The sequence below is a fragment of the Burkholderia sp. Bp9004 genome, from assembly GCF_003858025.1.
Classification (GTDB): Bacteria; Pseudomonadota; Gammaproteobacteria; order Burkholderiales; family Burkholderiaceae; genus Burkholderia; species Burkholderia diffusa.
Genome location: NZ_QTQD01000043.1, coordinates 15,036 through 32,498, shown reverse-complemented (window position 1 = coordinate 32,498; position 17,463 = coordinate 15,036). Strand labels below are relative to the sequence as shown.

At 68.9% G+C, this 17,463-nt stretch carries 17 protein-coding genes; 7 read left to right on the top strand and 10 right to left on the bottom strand.

Going from position 1 to position 17,463, the window contains the following annotated elements; genetic code table 11:
* Positions 1 to 177: 177 nt before the first annotated feature.
* The 4 genes from DIE08_RS32075 to DIE08_RS32060 all read right to left on the bottom strand — a co-directional run bounded on the left by DIE08_RS32075 (position 178) and on the right by DIE08_RS32060 (position 5,375).
* On the bottom strand, positions 178 to 1,518 hold the full coding sequence (locus DIE08_RS32075) for an aspartate aminotransferase family protein (RefSeq protein WP_124905700.1): 1,341 nt from the start codon (positions 1,516 to 1,518) through the stop codon (positions 178 to 180).
* A gap of 95 nt (positions 1,519 to 1,613) precedes the next feature.
* The gene (locus DIE08_RS32070; protein WP_124905698.1) at positions 1,614 to 3,116 is read right to left on the bottom strand and encodes an aldehyde dehydrogenase family protein; all 1,503 of its coding nucleotides are present in this window, start codon (positions 3,114 to 3,116) and stop codon (positions 1,614 to 1,616) included.
* Positions 3,117 to 3,334: 218 nt separating this feature from the next.
* Positions 3,335 to 4,075: a helix-turn-helix transcriptional regulator gene (locus tag DIE08_RS32065; protein WP_124905696.1), complete on the bottom strand. Its 741-nt coding sequence runs from the start codon at positions 4,073 to 4,075 to the stop codon at positions 3,335 to 3,337.
* Positions 4,076 to 4,496: 421 nt separating this feature from the next.
* The gene (locus DIE08_RS32060; RefSeq protein ID WP_059599167.1) at positions 4,497 to 5,375 is read right to left on the bottom strand and encodes a neutral zinc metallopeptidase; all 879 of its coding nucleotides are present in this window, start codon (positions 5,373 to 5,375) and stop codon (positions 4,497 to 4,499) included.
* 426 nt (positions 5,376 to 5,801) lie between these two features.
* On the opposite strand from DIE08_RS32060, the gene DIE08_RS32055 reads away from it, so the two are divergent.
* From DIE08_RS32055 to DIE08_RS32035, 5 genes are all read left to right on the top strand, one after another.
* Positions 5,802 to 6,593, top strand: coding sequence for an SDR family NAD(P)-dependent oxidoreductase (locus DIE08_RS32055; protein ID WP_124905694.1), 792 nt, complete (start codon positions 5,802 to 5,804; stop codon positions 6,591 to 6,593).
* A gap of 190 nt (positions 6,594 to 6,783) precedes the next feature.
* Complete coding sequence (locus DIE08_RS32050) at positions 6,784 to 7,818, top strand: LysR family transcriptional regulator (protein ID WP_124905692.1); 1,035 nt, start codon at positions 6,784 to 6,786, stop codon at positions 7,816 to 7,818.
* Between the two features lie 98 nt (positions 7,819 to 7,916).
* Positions 7,917 to 8,615, top strand: a complete 699-nt coding sequence (locus DIE08_RS32045; RefSeq protein WP_124628227.1) for a DUF4286 family protein — start codon at positions 7,917 to 7,919, stop codon at positions 8,613 to 8,615.
* 68 nt (positions 8,616 to 8,683) lie between these two features.
* The gene (locus tag DIE08_RS32040) at positions 8,684 to 10,003 is read left to right on the top strand and encodes an MFS transporter (RefSeq protein WP_124905690.1); all 1,320 of its coding nucleotides are present in this window, start codon (positions 8,684 to 8,686) and stop codon (positions 10,001 to 10,003) included.
* 49 nt (positions 10,004 to 10,052) lie between these two features.
* Positions 10,053 to 10,754: a DUF2848 domain-containing protein gene (locus DIE08_RS32035; protein WP_124628223.1), complete on the top strand. Its 702-nt coding sequence runs from the start codon at positions 10,053 to 10,055 to the stop codon at positions 10,752 to 10,754.
* A 76-nt stretch (positions 10,755 to 10,830) separates the two neighbouring features.
* On the opposite strand, the gene DIE08_RS32030 is transcribed toward DIE08_RS32035, so the two are convergent.
* Complete coding sequence (locus DIE08_RS32030; RefSeq protein ID WP_124905688.1) at positions 10,831 to 11,811, bottom strand: NAD-dependent epimerase/dehydratase family protein; 981 nt, start codon at positions 11,809 to 11,811, stop codon at positions 10,831 to 10,833.
* Positions 11,812 to 11,910: 99 nt separating this feature from the next.
* Between DIE08_RS32030 and DIE08_RS32025 the strand changes: the two genes are divergently transcribed.
* Complete coding sequence (locus tag DIE08_RS32025; protein ID WP_124905686.1) at positions 11,911 to 12,810, top strand: LysR family transcriptional regulator; 900 nt, start codon at positions 11,911 to 11,913, stop codon at positions 12,808 to 12,810.
* A gap of 40 nt (positions 12,811 to 12,850) precedes the next feature.
* Here the strand turns inward: DIE08_RS32025 and DIE08_RS32020 are convergent, their stop codons facing one another.
* Genes DIE08_RS32020 through DIE08_RS32010 form a run of 3 tightly spaced genes read right to left on the bottom strand, consistent with a single transcriptional unit; the run spans position 12,851 to position 14,388 of the window.
* Positions 12,851 to 13,171 (bottom strand): hypothetical protein, encoded by a 321-nt coding sequence (locus tag DIE08_RS32020; RefSeq protein ID WP_124905684.1) that lies wholly within the window; start codon positions 13,169 to 13,171, stop codon positions 12,851 to 12,853.
* 26 nt (positions 13,172 to 13,197) lie between these two features.
* A complete protein-coding gene (locus DIE08_RS32015; protein ID WP_124905682.1) occupies positions 13,198 to 13,464 on the bottom strand; it encodes a hypothetical protein in 267 nt (88 codons plus the stop codon).
* Between the two features lie 51 nt (positions 13,465 to 13,515).
* Positions 13,516 to 14,388: a LysR family transcriptional regulator gene (locus DIE08_RS32010; protein WP_124905680.1), complete on the bottom strand. Its 873-nt coding sequence runs from the start codon at positions 14,386 to 14,388 to the stop codon at positions 13,516 to 13,518.
* 160 nt (positions 14,389 to 14,548) lie between these two features.
* Here DIE08_RS32010 and DIE08_RS32005 point away from each other — a divergent pair, with 160 nt between their 5' ends.
* On the top strand, positions 14,549 to 16,009 hold the full coding sequence (locus tag DIE08_RS32005) for an MFS transporter (protein ID WP_124905678.1): 1,461 nt from the start codon (positions 14,549 to 14,551) through the stop codon (positions 16,007 to 16,009).
* A 63-nt stretch (positions 16,010 to 16,072) separates the two neighbouring features.
* Here DIE08_RS32005 and DIE08_RS32000 read toward each other — a convergent pair whose 3' ends face one another.
* Positions 16,073 to 16,276: an oxidoreductase-like domain-containing protein gene (locus DIE08_RS32000; protein WP_059600306.1), complete on the bottom strand. Its 204-nt coding sequence runs from the start codon at positions 16,274 to 16,276 to the stop codon at positions 16,073 to 16,075.
* Between the two features lie 175 nt (positions 16,277 to 16,451).
* Positions 16,452 to 17,165 carry an SDR family NAD(P)-dependent oxidoreductase gene (locus DIE08_RS31995; RefSeq protein ID WP_059686051.1) on the bottom strand — a complete coding sequence of 238 codons (714 nt, stop codon included), beginning with the start codon at positions 17,163 to 17,165 and terminating at the stop codon, positions 16,452 to 16,454.
* Positions 17,166 to 17,463 lie beyond the last annotated feature (298 nt).

Genomic DNA, 17,463 nt, shown 5'->3' with positions numbered 1-17,463 from the left:
GCGGCGCATCAGCACGTCGCCACCGGAGCCCCAGTCGATCCAATCCGGATCCGATGTCGAAAAAATACGCAGGCAAAATAATCCGGTCATAGCGCAAATCGGCAAACCGGCGGTGGAGAACGGGTTATCCCGCCCTCCACCGCCGGTTCGGCGTCACGCGATTCCCGCTTTACGGCCTCACGCGAATGGCACGGCCTCGAAGCCCGCCGCGAGCGCGTCGACGATCCGGTCGAGCTGCTCGCGCTGGATCACGAGCGGCGGCGACAGGATGATCTTCGTGCCGACCGGGCGCACCAGCACGCCATGCTCGCGCGCCACTTCCGCGACGGCGTTCGCGTAGCCCGACAGTGGGTCGATCGGCTCGCGGGTCTGCTTGTTCGCGACGAGGTCGAGCGCGAGCATCAGCCCCTTGCCGCGCACCTCGCCGACCGCCGCGAAGCGTTCGGGGAACGATTGCAGCGCTTCAAGCAGATACGCGCCCTGCTTCGCCGCGTTCGCCGGCAGGTCTTCCTTCACGACGATGTCGAGGCTCGCGATCGCGGCCGCGCAGGCCACAGGGTGGCCGGCGTACGTGTAGCCGTGCATGATCGCGCCGCCAAAGTCCGCATTCGCGGCGAACGCGTCCTCGATCCGCGCGTTCACGGCCGTCGCGCCGAGCGGCACGTAACCGGACGAGATCCCTTTCGCGAGACACATGATGTCCGGGCGCACGCCCCAGCCGCGACTGCCGAACATGCTGCCGCTGCGGCCGAAGCCCGTCACGACTTCGTCGGCGATCAGCAGCACGCCGTAGCGATCGCACACCTCGCGCACGAGCGGCCAGTAGTTGGCCGGCGGCACGATCACGCCGCCCGCGCCCTGCACCGGCTCGGCGATGAACGCGGCGACCGTGTCGGGGCTCTGGAACTGGATCTCGCGCTCCAGCATTTCCGCGCAGATCCGGCCGAGTTCCTCCGGATCCTGCGTGAACGGATTGCGGTACAGCCACGGCGTCTCGACGTGGAAGCAGCCGGGCAGGTTCGGTTCGTAGTTGCGGCGGAACACCGTGTTGCCGTTCACCGACGCGCCGCCGAAGTGCGTGCCGTGATAGCCCTGCTTCAGCGAGATGAACTTGGTGCGATCGGCCTGGCCGCGCACCTTCCAGTACTGGCGTGCGATCTTCAGCGCGGTCTCGATCGAGTCGGAGCCGCCCGAGCTGTACAGCACGCGGCGCATTCCTTCCGGCTCCAGCATGTCGATCAGCTTCTTCGACAGCTCTTCCGCGCGCGGATGCGAGATGCCGTCGAACAGCTGGAAGTATTCGAGTTCATCGAGCTGGCGCACGATCGCATCCTTCACTTCCTGGCGGTTGTGCCCGACGTTCACGTTCCACAGACCCGCGACGCCATCGACCAGCTGCTTGCCGGTTTCGTCGAACACGTAGCAGCCGTCGCCGCGCACGATGCGGATCGGCTTGCGCCGTTTCATTTCGTTCGGGTGCAGCATCGGGTGCCAGAACTTCGCTTCGTTGTAGCTCATTGCAATCTCCACTTTCGGATCGTTTGAACCGCGATCGCTCGCGTTAGAGGATCGGGTTTCGAGGTTTTCGGGGTGTTCGGAACGGATGCCGCGCGTCAGTGCGCGATGCACACGGATTTGGTTTCGGTGAAGCCTTCGATCGCGTACTGGCCGAACTCGCGGCCGATACCCGACTGCTTGTAGCCGCCGAACGGCATCGACGGGTCGAGTGGAATGTGACAGTTCACCCACACGGTGCCGGCCTCGATCTGCGGCACGAGATTCATCACGCGCTTCAGATCGTTGCTCCAGATGCTCGCGGCGAGCCCGTACGGCGACGCGTTCGCGAGGCGCACGGCGTCGGCCGCATCGTCGAACGGCACGACGACGATCACCGGGCCGAACACCTCGTCGCGCACGATCGCGCTGTCGGGATGCGGATCGGCGATCACGGCCGGCTTCACGTAGTAGCCGGGCAGGTCGTCGGCCGGCGTGCCGCCCGCGAGGAACGTGAGGCCCGCGCGGCGCGCCCCCTCGATGTGCTGGACGACCTTGTCGCGATGGTGCGCGGAGACGAGCGGGTTGATCTGCGCGGTGGTGTCGAGGCCCGCGCCGAGCTTCATCGACTGCGCGACGCCCGCGAGGCCGTCCGCGAGTTGCGCGAACTTGCTGCGGTGCACGTAGATGCGCGACGCGGCCGCGCACACCTGCCCCTGGTTGAAGAACGCGCCGGCGGCGACGCCGTCGAGCGCCTGCGCGACGTCGACGTCGTCGAGCATCACGATCGGGTTCTTGCCGCCGAGTTCGAGCGAGAAGCGCGTCATGTTCTGCACGGCCGCCGCGCCAACCTGCTTGCCGGTCGCGGTCGAACCCGTAAACGAGATCTTCGCGATCGACGGGTGGCTCGAGAGTGCGGCGCCGCACGTGCGCCCGCCGGTGACGACGTTGAACACGCCGGGCGGCACGCCGGCGTCGAGGGCGAGTTCGGCGAGGCGCAGCGCGGTGAGCGGCGTTTCCGGCGACGGCTTCAGCACGATCGTGCAGCCGGCCGCGAGTGCCGGGATCAGCTTCCACACGGCGATCATCAGCGGGAAATTCCACGGCACGATCGCGGCGACCACGCCGACCGGCTCCTTGCGCGTATAGGCCGTGTAGCGCGCGCCGGGCGGGAACGGGATCGACACGTCGAGCGTCTGGCCGGTGATCTTGGTCGCCCAGCCGGCCATGTAGCGCACGTATTCGACGCTCGCGCCGACCTCGATCGCGCGCGACACGTGGATCGACTTGCCCTGGTTCAGCGTTTCGAGCTGCGCGAGCGTTTCGGCATCGGCTTCGATCAGGTCGGCGAGCTTCAGCAGAATGCGCTCGCGGTCGGCCGGGCGCAGCCCGCTCCACACGCGGGTGTCGAATGCATGCTTCGCGCTGGCGACCGCGCGGTCGACGTCGTGCGCGTCGGCATCCGCGACCGTCGCGAGCCGCTCGCCCGTCGCCGGGTCGTACACGTCGAGTCGCGCGGCCGCGTGCGAGGGTTGCATGGCGCCGTCGATGAAAAGGCCGAAATCGCGTGCGACGAAGGTGCGCACGGTGTCGCTGACCGCGACGAAGTGTGTGGTGCTCATGGGCGTCTCGATGATTGTCGTGGCTGGGCCGCGTGCGCTCCGGCATGCGGGTGTCGAACCACTGTATCGACGAGGGATCGCGCCCCGTGAGCGCAAATTGGCAAGCGCGCGGGAGATCGAAACGCGGGTGAGCCGGGAACGGGGAATGGCGGCGTGCGAGCGCCGCGCTATCGTCAGATGAATGGCGCGGGATGCATGCTGGTGCGGACGCGGAAAAACTACAGGAACAACGTGCCGACCAGCTCGGTGCGGTTCGACACGCCGAGCTTGCGGTACATCCGCATCAGATGCGTCTTGACGGTCGGCTGGCCGAGCGCAAGATCGCGCGCGATCTCCTTGTTCGAGCGGCCGTCGCGTACGAGGCGGGCGATCTGCTCCTCGCGGTAGGTCAGCCGCGCCTCGCAATCGATCCGGTGAATCCCGCGCCGTGCGCGCAGCAGCGGGCTCAGCGCGGCTTCGGCAACAGGCTGCAGCCGTGCCAGCGCGTCGATCTCGCCCGGCGCGAACCGGCCCGCCGTGCCGTTGCCGACGCCACCGCCCGCTACGCCCTTCCCGAAGCGCAGCAGCGAAAACGCACCGATCGTCCGGCCCGCGTCGTCGCGCAGCCAGATCTCGACGACGTCGGCAACATCGTGCCGCCGCAGGAAACGGGTCCAGTATGCGGATGCGTCGCGTCTTTCCTCAGGCAATTGGGAAGCGAGCGTCACGACCGCGTGAGCGCCTGCCGCGCAGCGCGACGGGTGCAGCGGATCGAGCATCCGGTAGCGCGCGATGTAGGTGCGATGCATCGACTCGGGCATGCCGAACAGCTCGAAATCGGCCGGCTCTCCGCTCAGGTCGAGCCGGTAGAACACGATCGCGGACGGGCTCGCAAACGCGTCGAACGCATCGACGCACGCGCGCAGCGCGCGCTGCCAGTCGGCGGCTTCGTGATCGGCTGGAATGGATGAGGTCGGCATGATGGGAGCGGCCGGCGGCCGCACGCGTCGAAGTTCGGGCCAGCCTACCGGCGCCGAAAATGGGCCAGTGAGCACAAATCGGCAATTCGTCTGCCGGTGCTGGATGGCGGACGCGCCGGCCGTGTTGCGACAACCGAATCGACGTCAGGACATCATGCGCCGCGAACCCTGCGGTCGACGATGGCCGTCGAGGGTGGCGCGAGACATCGCACGCACCGGCCGTGTCCCGACGACGGAATCCGCGTCGGCAAGGCATGCGCCGTGAGCCGCAGGACCGAGCATGGACGTAGAAGACGGCGCGGAACATCGCGCACGCCGATCGAGCGCGATCGGAACGATCGGCGAAGTTTCCGGAGCGGCCGCGCGGGCGGCCTCGAAACGAAGGCGCGGCACCATGCGCGCCCCGCCCTGTCAGTGAATATCAGTGCGCGTTCGCGGCGAACGTGTCGCAGGCGCTCACTTCGCCCGATTCCATCCCGCGCCGCAGCCAGTACACACGCTGCTCGCTGGTGCCGTGCGTGAAGCTCTCCGGCACGACGTAGCCCTGGCCTTGCTGCTGCAACCGATCGTCGCCGATCGCGGCGGCCGCCTTCAGCCCCTGCTCGAAATCGCCTGGCTCCATCAGCCGCTGGTTCGCGCGCTGCGCGTTGTTCGCCCACACGCCGGCGAAGCAGTCGGCCTGCAGTTCCATCCGCACCGACAGCGCGTTCGAGCGCGCTTCGCTCGAACGGCGGCGCGCGGCATCGACCTTGTCGGAAATGCCGAGCAGGTTCTGCACATGATGGCCGACTTCGTGTGCGACCACGTAGGCCTGCGCGAAATCGCCACCCGCGCCGAAGCGCTTGCGCAGTTCGTCGTAGAAGCCGAGATCGATGTACACGTTGTGGTCGCCCGGACAGTAGAACGGCCCCATCGCGGTCTGGCCGGTGCCGCACGCGGTCGGCGTCGAGTTCGTGAACATCACGAGCTTCGGCGGTTGGTACTGCGCATGCAACTGGGTGTTGAAGACGCCCGTCCACGTGCGCTCGATATTGCCGAGCACCTTGCGCGTGAACACCGCGCCGGGATCGTTCGCCGGTGCGCCCTGGTGCTGCGTAGGCGCGGGCTGGGCCTGCTGCTGCCGGCCCTGCAGCGCCGACGCGCCTTCGAGCACGACGCGCGGGTCGATCCCGAAAAAATACGATGCAGCCAGCGCGACCACGATCGTGCCGATGCCGATCGTCGCGCGCCCGCCGCCGAACCCGCCACCGCCGCGTCGATCCTCGACGTTCACGCTTTCTCTTTCGTCGTCCAGCCTCATTGCCGGCCCCTCCCTGTTCCTGTCGATGGTCCGGCCGCGCAATGCGCGACCGGGCGATCAGCCACCGCGCCCTGCGCCATCGGCAGAGCTCATGTATCCGTATCGGTCGCATGCGCACGCCGATCTTGCCGCCTGCCGCTCCGCTTGCACGACGGAATCGGGCGGCCGTCGCGCCCCGCACTGATGGGCGGGCGCGCCCGCGCCATTTTGCCGGGCTTTTGCGACGCATCGCAAAAATACGGAGGATAGAGCGATTCGGCGCCGGACATCGTCAGCTTTTGCAAAATGACCGCGATCCGGCCGGTCGGCCCGGTGCGCGATACCGCCCTCGCCCGTCCGGCCGGTATGCGTTCATCCTTTCGGCGGATACCGGCGTGCGTCGGCGCCACCTAAAGTGACCGGAAACGACACCCTCCGGAGAACGACATGACGCACCCGCAACCCCGTACGATCGCGATCACCGGCGCAGGCACCGGCATCGGCGCCGCGTGCGCGCGCCGCTTCGCCGCCCGCGGCGATCGCGTCGCGCTGATCGGGCGGCGTCGGGCGCCGCTCGACGCGCTCGCCGCCGAGACGGGCGGCCTCGCGCTCGCCGGCGACGCCGCGAGCACGGCCGACTGGGCGCGTTTCCTGCCTGAGATCGCTGCACGGTTCGGCCCCGTCGATGCGCTCGTCGCATGCGCGGGCGGCCACGGTCTCGGCCGCGCGGATGAAACCGACGACGCGCAATGGCGCGACGCGATGCATGCGAACCTCGACACCGCGTTCGTCAGCGCACGCGCGTGCCTGCCCGACCTGATCGCGCGGCGCGGCAGCATCGTGCTGGTCGCGTCGATCGCCGCGCTCGCGGCCGGGCCCGGCGTATGCGGCTATACGGTCGGCAAGCATGCGCTGCTCGGGCTCGCGCGTTCGCTCGCACGCGACTACGGGCCGCACGGCGTGCGCGCGAATGCGGTGTGCCCGGGTTGGGTCCGCACGCCGATGGCCGATGCGGAAATGGCGCCGCTGATGTCCGCTCACGGCGACACGCTCGACGGCGCCTATGCGCGCGTCAGTGCCGACGTGCCGCTGCGGCGCGCGGCCGATCCGGACGAGATCGCGGCCGTGTGCGCGTTCCTGGCCTCGCCCGACGCGTCGTTCGTGACCGGCGCGACGCTCGTGGCTGACGGCGGCGCGATGGTCGTCGATGTGCCGACGCTCGCGTTCGACAAGCCGTGATGCCTGAAGACACGAAGCCCACGTGACACCGCGTTGCGGGCGGCCGCACAAGGTCGGGCGCGTGTCTTCCGGCACTCGAACGCCCGCCCCCCGCCCCGGCACGCACGGCGCGCGTTCACGCCCCGGAAATCCGCTAACATCGACCGATCCCGCCGCCCCCGCGCGGCACTGCCTCACCGCTCGGAATTCGATGAACATCCGGTTTCTTGAAACCTTCGTCTGGCTCGCGAAGCTGGAGAACTTCAGGCTCACGGCCGAGAAACTGCACACGACGCAGGCGGCCGTGTCGAGCCGCATCGCGTCGCTCGAAGAGGCGTTCGACGTGCGTCTGTTCGACCGCAACACGCGCTCGGCCACGCTCACGCCCGCCGGGCGGCGCATGCTCGCCTACGCGGAGCGAATCGTGCGGCTCGACAGCGAGATGCGGCGCGACATCGACGCGGCGAGCGACGCGGGCCTGATCCGGATCGGCGTGATCGAATCGATCGTTCACAGCTGGTTTCCGGCGCTGATGGCGCAATTGCGCGAGCGCTATCCGCGCCTCGACGTCGAAATCACGAGCGATACGACGCTGCACCTGATTCGCCTGTTGAGCACCGACGGCGTCGACCTGATCCTGCAGACCGACCCGGTGCCGGGCCCCGACTTCACGAACCTGCCGCTATGCGAATTCCCGGTGCGCTGGGCGGCCAGCCCGCGCCTCGGGCTCGGCCGCGAACGGCTCGACATCGCGCGGCTCGCCGCGTATCCGATCATCAGCTTCTCGCGACATTCGGGGCCTCACGCAACGATCGAGCGGCTGTTCGCGGCCGTCGAACGGCCGGCCAGCATCAACTGCATCACGTCGGTCGCCGCGATGATCCGGCTCGTCGCCGACGGCTTCGGCGTGGCCGCGCTGCCGCCCGCGATCATCGGGCGCGAACTGCAGGAAGGCGCGCTCGAACTGCTCGACGTCGAACCCGAATTCCCCGCGCTGCCGCTCGTCGCGTCGTATCGCACGCAGGGCCTGCCGGTCGCCGCGCGCATCGCGGAACTGGCGAGCGAAGTTGCACGCGCGATGCCGGCCGCATCGAGTCATGCGAAGACGGGCGCATCGGCAAAGGCCGAGGCTGTCGACGAAGCTCCCGTCCACCCGGCAAGAAAACCCCGGACCGCAGCGGCAAAACGCATGCCGGAATCCGCGCCGCCCGCCACCCCGGCGAAACGCCGTCCGCGCCGCTCATAAGAAAACCTGTTCACCGCGAATTTGTTTTCTTGTTGGACGGGCACGGCCCGTCTTCGGGACACTGCGGTTCCTGACACACCCGTCACGAGGAACCCGCCATGACCCGCCTTTCCCTTCCACACGGCCAGCTCTGCGTCTGGACGGACATCGACCCCGCGCACGAAGCCGATTTCAACGCGTGGTACGACCGCGAGCACATGCAGGAGCGTGTCGCGATTCCCGGCTTCACGCATGCGCGACGGTTTCGCGCGACGGACGGCGGCCCGCGCAAGTACCTCGCGCTCTACGTGACGGACACGCTCGACGTGTTCCGCAGCGACGCGTATCGGCGCGCATTCACGCGGCAGACCGCCTGGTCGCTCGCGAACTTCGAACGGATGACGGGCACGCAGCGGCGAGTCGGCGACCTGACGATCGAGGCCGGCGACGGCGAAGGCATGCATCTCGCGCTGTTCGTACTGCAGCCTGAGCGCATCGACGTGCCGCACCTGCGCGAGCGCTTCGACGCGGTGCTGAGCGAACCCGGCATCCATGCGGCACGGCTGTTCCGCACCGTGCCGGACCTGTCCGCGCCGATCGGTGCCGATGCGGCCGCGCGTCCGGCCGCCGACGCGCTCGTGCTGATCGAGGGCAGCGATGCGGCGGCCACCCGCCGCGTCGCCACCGCCATCGCTACCGCCATCGCCGGTCACGACGAAGTGCGCACCTTCGACCTGCTGTGGCGCGCCGCCGCGCCGCCGCCGGCGGCCGGTCGCGATGCCGAAACGAAAGCGGCCGCCGCCGCCCTGCCGGCCTGAATCCCGACTTCGCCACCGGCCGCGTCATCCGTCATCGGCACGCGCGTCATCCCGTCATCCTTCACGACATGCCCGACACCATGAGCACTCTCGCCCAGCCCGCCGCCCACGCACCCCGCCGCGTCCGCAACAGCCGACTCGCGACCGCGAGCATGATCGGCACGTCGCTCGAGTGGTACGACTTCACGATCTACAACACGCTCGCCGCGCTCGTCTTCAATCATCTGTTCTTTCCGTCGGTCGATCCGCTGGCCGGCACGATCCTCGCGTTCTCGACCTATGCGGTCGGCTACGTATCGCGCCCGCTCGGCGGCTTCGTGTTCGGCAATCTCGGCGACCGCATCGGCCGCCGTGCGGTGCTGATGCTCACGCTCGTGCTGATGGGCGTCACGACCGCGCTGATGGGCGCGCTGCCGACCTATGCGCAGGCCGGCATCCTGAGCCCGATCCTGCTCGTCGCGCTGCGCTTCGTGCAGGGCGTCGCGCTCGGCGGCGAATGGGCCGGCGCGGTGCTGCTGTCGGTCGAGCACGGCGACCAGAAGCGGCGCGGGCTGTCCGCATCGTGGACGCAGATCGGCCCGTCGTTCGGCACGCTGCTCGGTACCGGCTGCATCGCGCTCGTGACACTGTCGACCACGTCGGGCGACTTCCTGTCGTGGGGCTGGCGCGTGCCGTTCGCGGCCAGCGCGCTGCTCGTCGTGTTCGGTTTCCGGCTGCGGCGCGGCGTCGACGAAACGCCGCAGTTCGAGCAGCTCGCCGAATCGCACGCGACCGCCGAGGTGCCCGTCGCCGACGTGCTGAAGTATCACTGGAAGCGCCTGCTGATCGCGGGCGGGTCGCGGATCGGTTCGGACGTGCTGTACGCGCTGATCGTCGTGTTCACGCTGACCTACGTGACGACCGTTCTGCACCTGTCGCGCCCCGTCGCACTGACGGCCGTGATGATCGGCACGGCGTGCAACGCGCTCGCGGTGCCGTTCTTCGGCGCGCTGTCGGACCGCTTCGGACGCCGCCCCGTATACCTCGCCGGCGCGATCGCCGGGATCGTGTGGGCGTTCGTGTTCTTCACGATGCTCGATTCGGCGCGGCCGGGTGCGATCGTCGCGGCGGTTGCGATCGGCCTCGTGATCCATGCGGCGATGTACGGCCCGCAAGGCGCGTTCGTCACCGAACAGTTCCCGACGCGCGTGCGTTACGCGGGCTCGTCGCTGGCCTACACGCTCGCTGGCATCGTCGGCGGCGGCTTCGCCCCGCTCGTGATCGCGACGCTGTTCCGCGAGACGGGAACGACGACGGCCGTGTCGCTGTACGTCACCGCGTCGCTCGTCGTCACGTCGATCGCGCTGCTGGCCGCGCGCGAGACCGCGCACCGGCCGCTCGCGGATTGAGCGTCCCTGCCGATCGTTTCATTCATTCGCACTTCAAACGGATACCCGCATGCAAGCCCTGTCGTTCAACGTGATGTCCCCGCAAGGTGCGTCCGCTCATGTCGACGTCGAGATCGAACGGGTCGTGATTGCCGGCTGGGCCGGCCGCGATCCGGCCGCGATCCGCGCGCACATCGACGAACTCGCGGCGCTCGGCGTCGCGCCGCCGTCGACCACGCCGTGCTTCTATCGCGTGTCATCCGCGCTGCTCACGCAGGCGGCGTCGATCGGCGTGCTCGGCGCGCGCTCGGGCGGCGAGATCGAGTGCGTGCTGATCGACAGCCCGGTCGGCACGCTGGTGACGGTCGGTTCCGATCATACGGATCGGGAAGTCGAGGCCTACGGCGTCGCGGTGTCGAAGCAGGTATGCGCGAAACCGCTCGGCCGCGATGCGTGGCGCCATGCGGACGTTGCCGATCACTGGGACGCGATCGAGATGCGTTCATGGTTGATCGGACCTGGCGGAGAACGCGTCGCGTATCAGCACGGCGCCGTCAGCGGGCTGCTCGCGCCCGATGCGCTGTGGCAGCGCTTCGACGACCGGCGCACGATGCCCGCGCGCTGCGCGATGTTCGGCGGCACGGTCGCCGTGCACGGCGCGATCGCGGCGATGGGCGACGGTGACACATTCGAGATGGAACTGCACGACCCGGTGCTCGGGCGCAGCCTCCGGCACCGGTATGCGGTCGAGGTATTGCCGGTCGTCGCGTGACGGCAGGTGGCAGGCGCGCATGCGATCACGGACATGAACCGCATGCGGGCCCGCCATCCGCGTGCCCCGCTCGCCGTCATCGCAAGCAGCCCAGCCCGGCCAGCGCCGCCTCCACCGCGGTATCGAGCGGCGTCATCGGCTCGCGGCCCAGCACCGCCGTCACCCGCGCGTTGTCCATCCGGAGCGGCTCGCGCCACAGATAGCGCATCTCGAGCATCTCGCGCATCGTCGTGACGAACGGTGCCGCCGCCCACACAAGCCACCACGGAAATCGCCGCACCGTCGGCCGCATCCCGTGCCGCTGCGCGACGCGGCGCACGGCCTGCGTCATCTGCGTGCCGTCCGCGTCCCAGTGCCCGCCGAGATGGAAGCGCGCGAACGGCGCCAGCGTGTCGCGTCGCTCGAGCAGCTCGACCATCGTGCGCGCGACGTCCGGCACGTACGCCCATTGATGGCCGACGCCCGGCCGGCCCGGCACGCTGATGGCCGCGACGGGCCGCCCGGCCTTGACGAGCCCCTGCCCGAACCAGTTGTTGCCCGCATGCCCCCCGAAGAAATCGCCGGCCCGCACGATGATCGTCCGGACGCCCTGCGCGGTCGCCGCCTGCAACCGCCGCTCCATCTCGACGCGGATCGCGCCCTTGCGCGTCACCGGATGCTGCGGCGCCTCTTCGCGCAACACGGGAAACGCGTCGGGGCCGTAGTTGTAGATCGTCCCCGGCAGCACGACGGTCGCCTGCGCCACCGTCGCCGCCGCGATCGTGTTGTCGAGCATCGGCAGCACCTGCGTCGACCAGTTCCGGTAACCGGGCGGGTTCACCGCATGCACGATCACACTGCAGCCGCGCGCCGCGCGGACCACCGCCTCGCGATCGAGCGCGTCGCCGCGCATCCAGGCGATCCCGTCGCGCTCCACCGTCTCGGCGTCGAGCGCGCGCTTGAGCGCGCGCACCTGCCAGCCGGCATCGCGCAACTGACGCGCGACCTCGCCTCCGATGCCTCCGCTCGCGCCGAGCACGAGTGCCTGTCGTTGCGTTCTGCCTGCGTTTGCCGTCATGGTCGTTCTCCGTGAATGAACCGTTGTCTGCACGCATTCTGGCGCGAGGCAGCCTAGCAAGGAATTGCCGAACATGATTGATTAGCTATACATTTATGTATGGCCATCGATCTGAACTGGGAACGCTACCGCACCTTCCTCGCCGTGTTGACGGAAGGCTCGCTGTCGGGCGCAGCGCGCGCGCTCGGCATCACGCAGCCAACGGCCGGCCGTCACGTCGCGGCGCTCGAGGCCACGTTCGGCCAGACGCTCTTCACGCGCTCGCCGTCGGGGCTGCTGCCGACCGAGGCAGCGCTCGCGCTGCGCGGTCACGCCGAGGCGCTACGCAGCGCGGCAGCCGCGTTCGAGCGCGCGGCCGCGAGCCACGGCGCGGGCGTGCGCGGCACCGTGCGGATCTCGGCCAGCGACGTGATCGCGGTCGAAGTCCTGCCGCCCATGCTTGCGCAGTTGCGGCGCGATCATCCGGGGCTCGTCATCGAACTGGTGCCGACCGACCGCATCCAGGACGTACTGAACCGCGAGGCCGACATCGCAGTGCGGATGGCGCCGCCCGCGCAGGACGCGCTCGTCGCACGGCGCATTGGCGAGATCGACGTCGCGCTGTATGCCCGCGACGACTACCTGGCGCGCAACGGGACGCCGTCGTCGACGGACGAACTCGCGCGCCACGCGCTGATCGGCTTCGATACGGTGACGCCATTCATCCGCTCGGCAGGACGCGGGATGCCGTTGTGGAACCGCGATGCGTTCGCGCTGCGCACCGACAGCAATCTCGCGCAGCTCGCGATGATTCGCGCCGGCTACGGGATCGGCTTCTGCCAGAACCGGCTCGCACAGCGCGATGCGCGGCTCGTGCGCCTGCTGCCGGACGGGCCCGCGATGAAACTGGAAACCTGGGTGGTCATGCACGAGGATCTGCGGGCGAGTCCGCGTTGCCGGGCCGTGTTCGATGCACTGGCTACCGGGCTGCGCACGTATGCCGAAGGGACGGCCGACTAGGCCGCTCCAGCCCGCTGCGCCCGCCAGTCGCCGCGATGCGCTATTCGTAGATCTTGCCGGCGAACAGGATGTCGGCCATGCGCCGCCACGGATTGTCGGGCAGGTCGTAGCAGCGCAGCCCGTCCTCGGACGCCTCGGCCCAGTCGACCATCGCCTCCAGGTACTCGCCGATCGAGCGGTTTTCCCAGCCGAGCGCGGCGGCCGCGAATGGCGACGGCGGCACGTCTGCGTCGAGCTGGCGCTCCTTGTGCCAGTCATGGCCGAGCACGCGCAGGAATTGGATCAGCGAGCGCTCGTCGACCACCCGCTCCAGCGCGTGCTGCAGCCGCGCCGCCATTTCGCTTTTCAGTTCGTCGTTCATGCGTATCGTTCCCTGCTACGCAACGTTCAGAAAGCTTCCACCTCGCACCAACCGGGATACGTTTCCTCGACAATGAAGAAATCGTCGAAGTAGACCAGCCCGAGCCGCTCGAGCGGCCTCATGCACGCATCGGCAGCGTCGCCGCCGAAGAACGGGCCGAGCGACACCAGCCGGTCGGACTCGTCGAAATAGTCGGCGAAATTGAATTCGCGCATGACCGTGGACAGGTCGACCGCTTTCTCGACCAGCGCCGCGCGTCGAACGACGATCCCGAAATCTCTCGATATTTTCATTGGTGCCGCCCCCGTCGAATACGTGCGTCTGCGCCGACGCGCATGGCTGCGTCACATCAGCAACTGCCGCGACAGCACCTCGCGTGCCTGCGTGACCGTCTCGCGTTCGCCCGGCATCGGCGGCGTCAGCGAGAACACGGCGTCGGGCAGCGCCGGCAGCCGGTATTTCGCGCCGAGCCGCACGAGACCCTCGCCGATCGCCGATGCGCACAGGCAGCCGACGCCGAGCCCCGCCGCCAGCATCGACTGCAGCCCCGCGACGCCCGACGCGCTGTGCACGAGCACATACGGCGCGTGCTGCTCGTCGAGCGAGCGCACGGCGATCTGATGCATCATGCAGTCGTCCGGCAGCAGCACGAGCGGCAACGGCTCGGGCAATTGCTCGGCGAGCGCGGGCGATGCAACCCACGACAGCGGCTCGCGCCGCAGCACCCAGCGCGTATCGGCCGACGCGGGCCGGAACGGGCCGCTCGACAGGTTCATCACGACGCCGAGATCGATCTGTCCGCGCGCATGCGCGGCTTCGATCTCCGCGCTCTTCATCGCGCTCACGTGCAGGCTCAGTTGCGGGTAGCACTCCCGCAACCGCGCGAGCAGGCCCGCGACTTCGTGTGTCCGGTAGTAATCGGTGATCGCGACGCGCAACTCGCCCTTGATCGCCTGGCCGCGCACTTCGTCGAACGCGGCCTCGTTCAGCGCGACGATGCGGCGCGCATGCTGCAGCAAACGTGCGCCGGCCGGTGTCGGCTCCACGCCGCGCTTGCTGCGCACGAACAGCGGCACGCCGGCGCGCGATTCGAGCTTGCGCACCTGCTCGCTCACCGTCGACTGTGACAGATGCAGCAACGGCGCGGCCGCCGAAAGGCTGCCCGCATCCGCCACCGCCGCAAAAGTGCGCAACTGATCCAGGTCGAAACCGCGCATCGCCCTCTCCATCCATCGAATAACCCGATGGATGCTACCACCAATTCCCGCTTTTCCGATTCATCGGCAATCCGCAGAATATTGGTTCAACGGCTCGCACGAGCCCGGTTCAACGGGCTTCGACATGCGTTGCAGCCCTCATTCTTCCGGACTTCCGTTCATGACCGACAACACCCTCGCCCCTTGCGCGCCGGCAGGCACGGCCGCCGCGGCACCGCCGCGCAGCCATCACGGCTGGGCGCTCGTGGTCCTGCTGGTCGGCGCCATTCTGCCGCCGCTCGACTACTTCATCGTGAATCTCGCGCTGCCGGCCATCCGCGACGGCATCGGCGCACGACCGTCCGAGCTGCAGCTCGTCGTGTCGGCCTACGCGTGCGCGAACGCGGTCGTGCAGATCACCGGCGGGCGTCTGGGCGATCTGTACGGCCGCAAGCGGATGTTCATGATCGGGATGGCCGGCTTCGTCGTCGCATCGACGCTGTGCGGGCTCGCCGGCAGCGGCGCGGTGCTGGTCGGCAGCCGCGTGCTCCAGGGCCTGTTCGCCGCGGTCCTCGCGCCGCAAGTGCTCGCGACGATCCGCAGCGTGTTCAGCCCGCAGGAGCAGGTGCGCGTGATGGGTTTCTACGGTTTCGTGTTCGGTCTCGCGGCCGTGATCGGCCAACTGGGCGGCGGCGCATTGATCAGCCTCCATCCGTTCGGGCTCGGCTGGCGCGCGATCTTCCTCGTCAACGTGCCGATCGGCATCCTCGCGCTACTTGGCAGCTGGCGCTTCATCCCGGAAAGCCGGCCGCCACGCGGCCAGCGTATCGACGTGCCCGGCACGGTGCTGCTGTCGCTGTTCCTGCTGATGCTCGTCTATCCGCTCACGCACGGACGCGAGGCGGGCTGGCCGCTGTGGATGGTCGCGTGCATCGCCGGGGCGCTGCCGATGCTCGGCGCGCTGCTGGCGGTCGAAGCGCGCCGGATCGCGGGCGGCCGCGATCCGCTGCTCGACGTGCGCCTGCTGCGCAATCCGGTCGTCGTGCTCGGGCTCACGCTCGCGTTTCTGTTCTACATGCTGAGCGCGTTCTTCCTGAGCTACGGGATCTATCTGCAGGGCTGCCTGGACTGGTCGCCACTCGCGTCGGGGCTGGCGATCCTGCCGCTCGGCATCGGCTTCCTCGCGAGCCCGCTGCTGATGCCGCGCCTCGTCGACCGGTTCGGCGGCCATCGCGTGCTCATGCTCGGCTTCGCGATGCTCGCGGCCGGCGTCGCGACCGCCGCCGCACTGGCCGGCGAACACGCGCCCGGCCCGGGCTTTTACGCGGGCATCGCGGCGATCGGCATCGGGCAAGGCCTCGTGCTGCCGTCGGTCGTGCGGATCGTGCTCGCGGAAGTCGACGCGGCGCGCGCCGGGGTCGCATCGGGCATGGTCAGCACGATGCTGCAGATCGGCGCGGCCGTCGGGGCGGCGACACTTGGCGGGCTGTTCTTCGCGCGGCTCGGCGCGCAGCCGGGTGCGCTCGACTACGTGCAGGGGTTCAGGACGGCGATGTGGGGGCTGACGGTCGTGTTGCTCGTGTGCGTCGCGTTGTCTGCCGCGCTGGGACCGATGCATCGACGCGTGCGCGCCGGTACGTGACGACACGGGTCGGACCACACATCGCCGGCAGCGAATCGGGGCATGCGCGACCGCTTGCGGGCATCAAGCCCGTTTGTGATGCTTGAGTTGCGCGTGCCGCGCTTCCCATTCGGCCAGCTCGACGCGATAGCGCGCCAGCGCTTCGTCGTACAGGTCGAAAACGCACGGCGAGCAGCCGCTGTTGCAGCAGTCTTCCAGTTCGGGTTGTTCGGGCGGGGTCGGACGCGGATCGTCGGCGAGCGTATCCGCGGAGGCAGGCTTGGTCACGGCTTCAGTCACATGATGTCGAACGCCCAGTATACGGTGATGGTCTGCGGCATGCAGGCCGCCGGCCGTATGCAGCCGTGCAACCTGCTGATCGAAACGCGCCGATCGCGCACATTCCGCGTGCGCGATTTCGCATGCCCTGACGTCGAAATCGAGTGCGATCGCCCGTCAGCCGCTACGCCACGCGACCACTCACGGGAATCGATGCGCCGGTGATCGCCTGCGCGTCAGTCGACAGCAGGAACCCGATCGTCGCGGCGATCTGTTCGGGCCGGACCCAGCGCGTGAAATCCGCATCGGGCATGTCCGCACGGTTCGGCGGCGTGTCGATGATGCTGGGCAACAGCGCATTCACGGTCACGCCGCGATCGAGCAGTTCCGCCGCCAGCGCCTCGGTGAGTCGCGCGACGCCCGCCTTCGCGGCCGCATAGGCGCCCATTCCCGCGCCTGCCTTGAACGCCGCACCCGCGCCGATGTTGACGATGCGGCCCGCCGGGCTCGCCACCAGATAGGGCAGCGCGGCCTTCGACGCATTCAGTGCCGTCTTCACGTTCAGTTCGTACATGCGGTCCCACGTGGCCGCGTCGCCATCGGCGATCGTCTGCCACACGAACGCGCCTGCAATGTTCAGCAGCGCGTCCACCCGGCCGAATTCGCGATTCACGGTGTCAAGCGCGCGTGCAGCTGCCTGCGGATCGACGAGATCGATGCCGCCGAGGCGCAGCGCATCGGCCGGCACGCCGGGCAACGCCTGCGCGTCCGGCGCGCTGCCACGGCCGATCAGCGCGACGCGAGCGCCGCGCTGGCCGAGCCAGGCGGCTGTTGCGACGCCGAGGTGGCCGAATCCGCCGGTGATCGCGACTGCCTTGCCTTTCAGGTCGTGTTCCATCGATGTGCTCTCCAGGGTCGAAGGGGGTTGGATGATACGCGGTTCGGTGCGATGCCGGCCGCGACAGGGGCATGCCCGGCCGGTGTTTCGGCAGCGTAGCGCCATTCACGCTTCCGTGTGTGCTGCGACGGATGCGTCATCATCGACGAGGTCGATCTGTTGATCCGCCGCGGCCGTGCAGGTGCGCACCACACACAGCGGCAGGCCGCCGGGCATAATGCGCGATCACGGCGCGCCGCGCGGTGCACCGTGATCGCGCCGGGTCGTCGAACGACCCGCGCCGTTTCCGTATCGAACC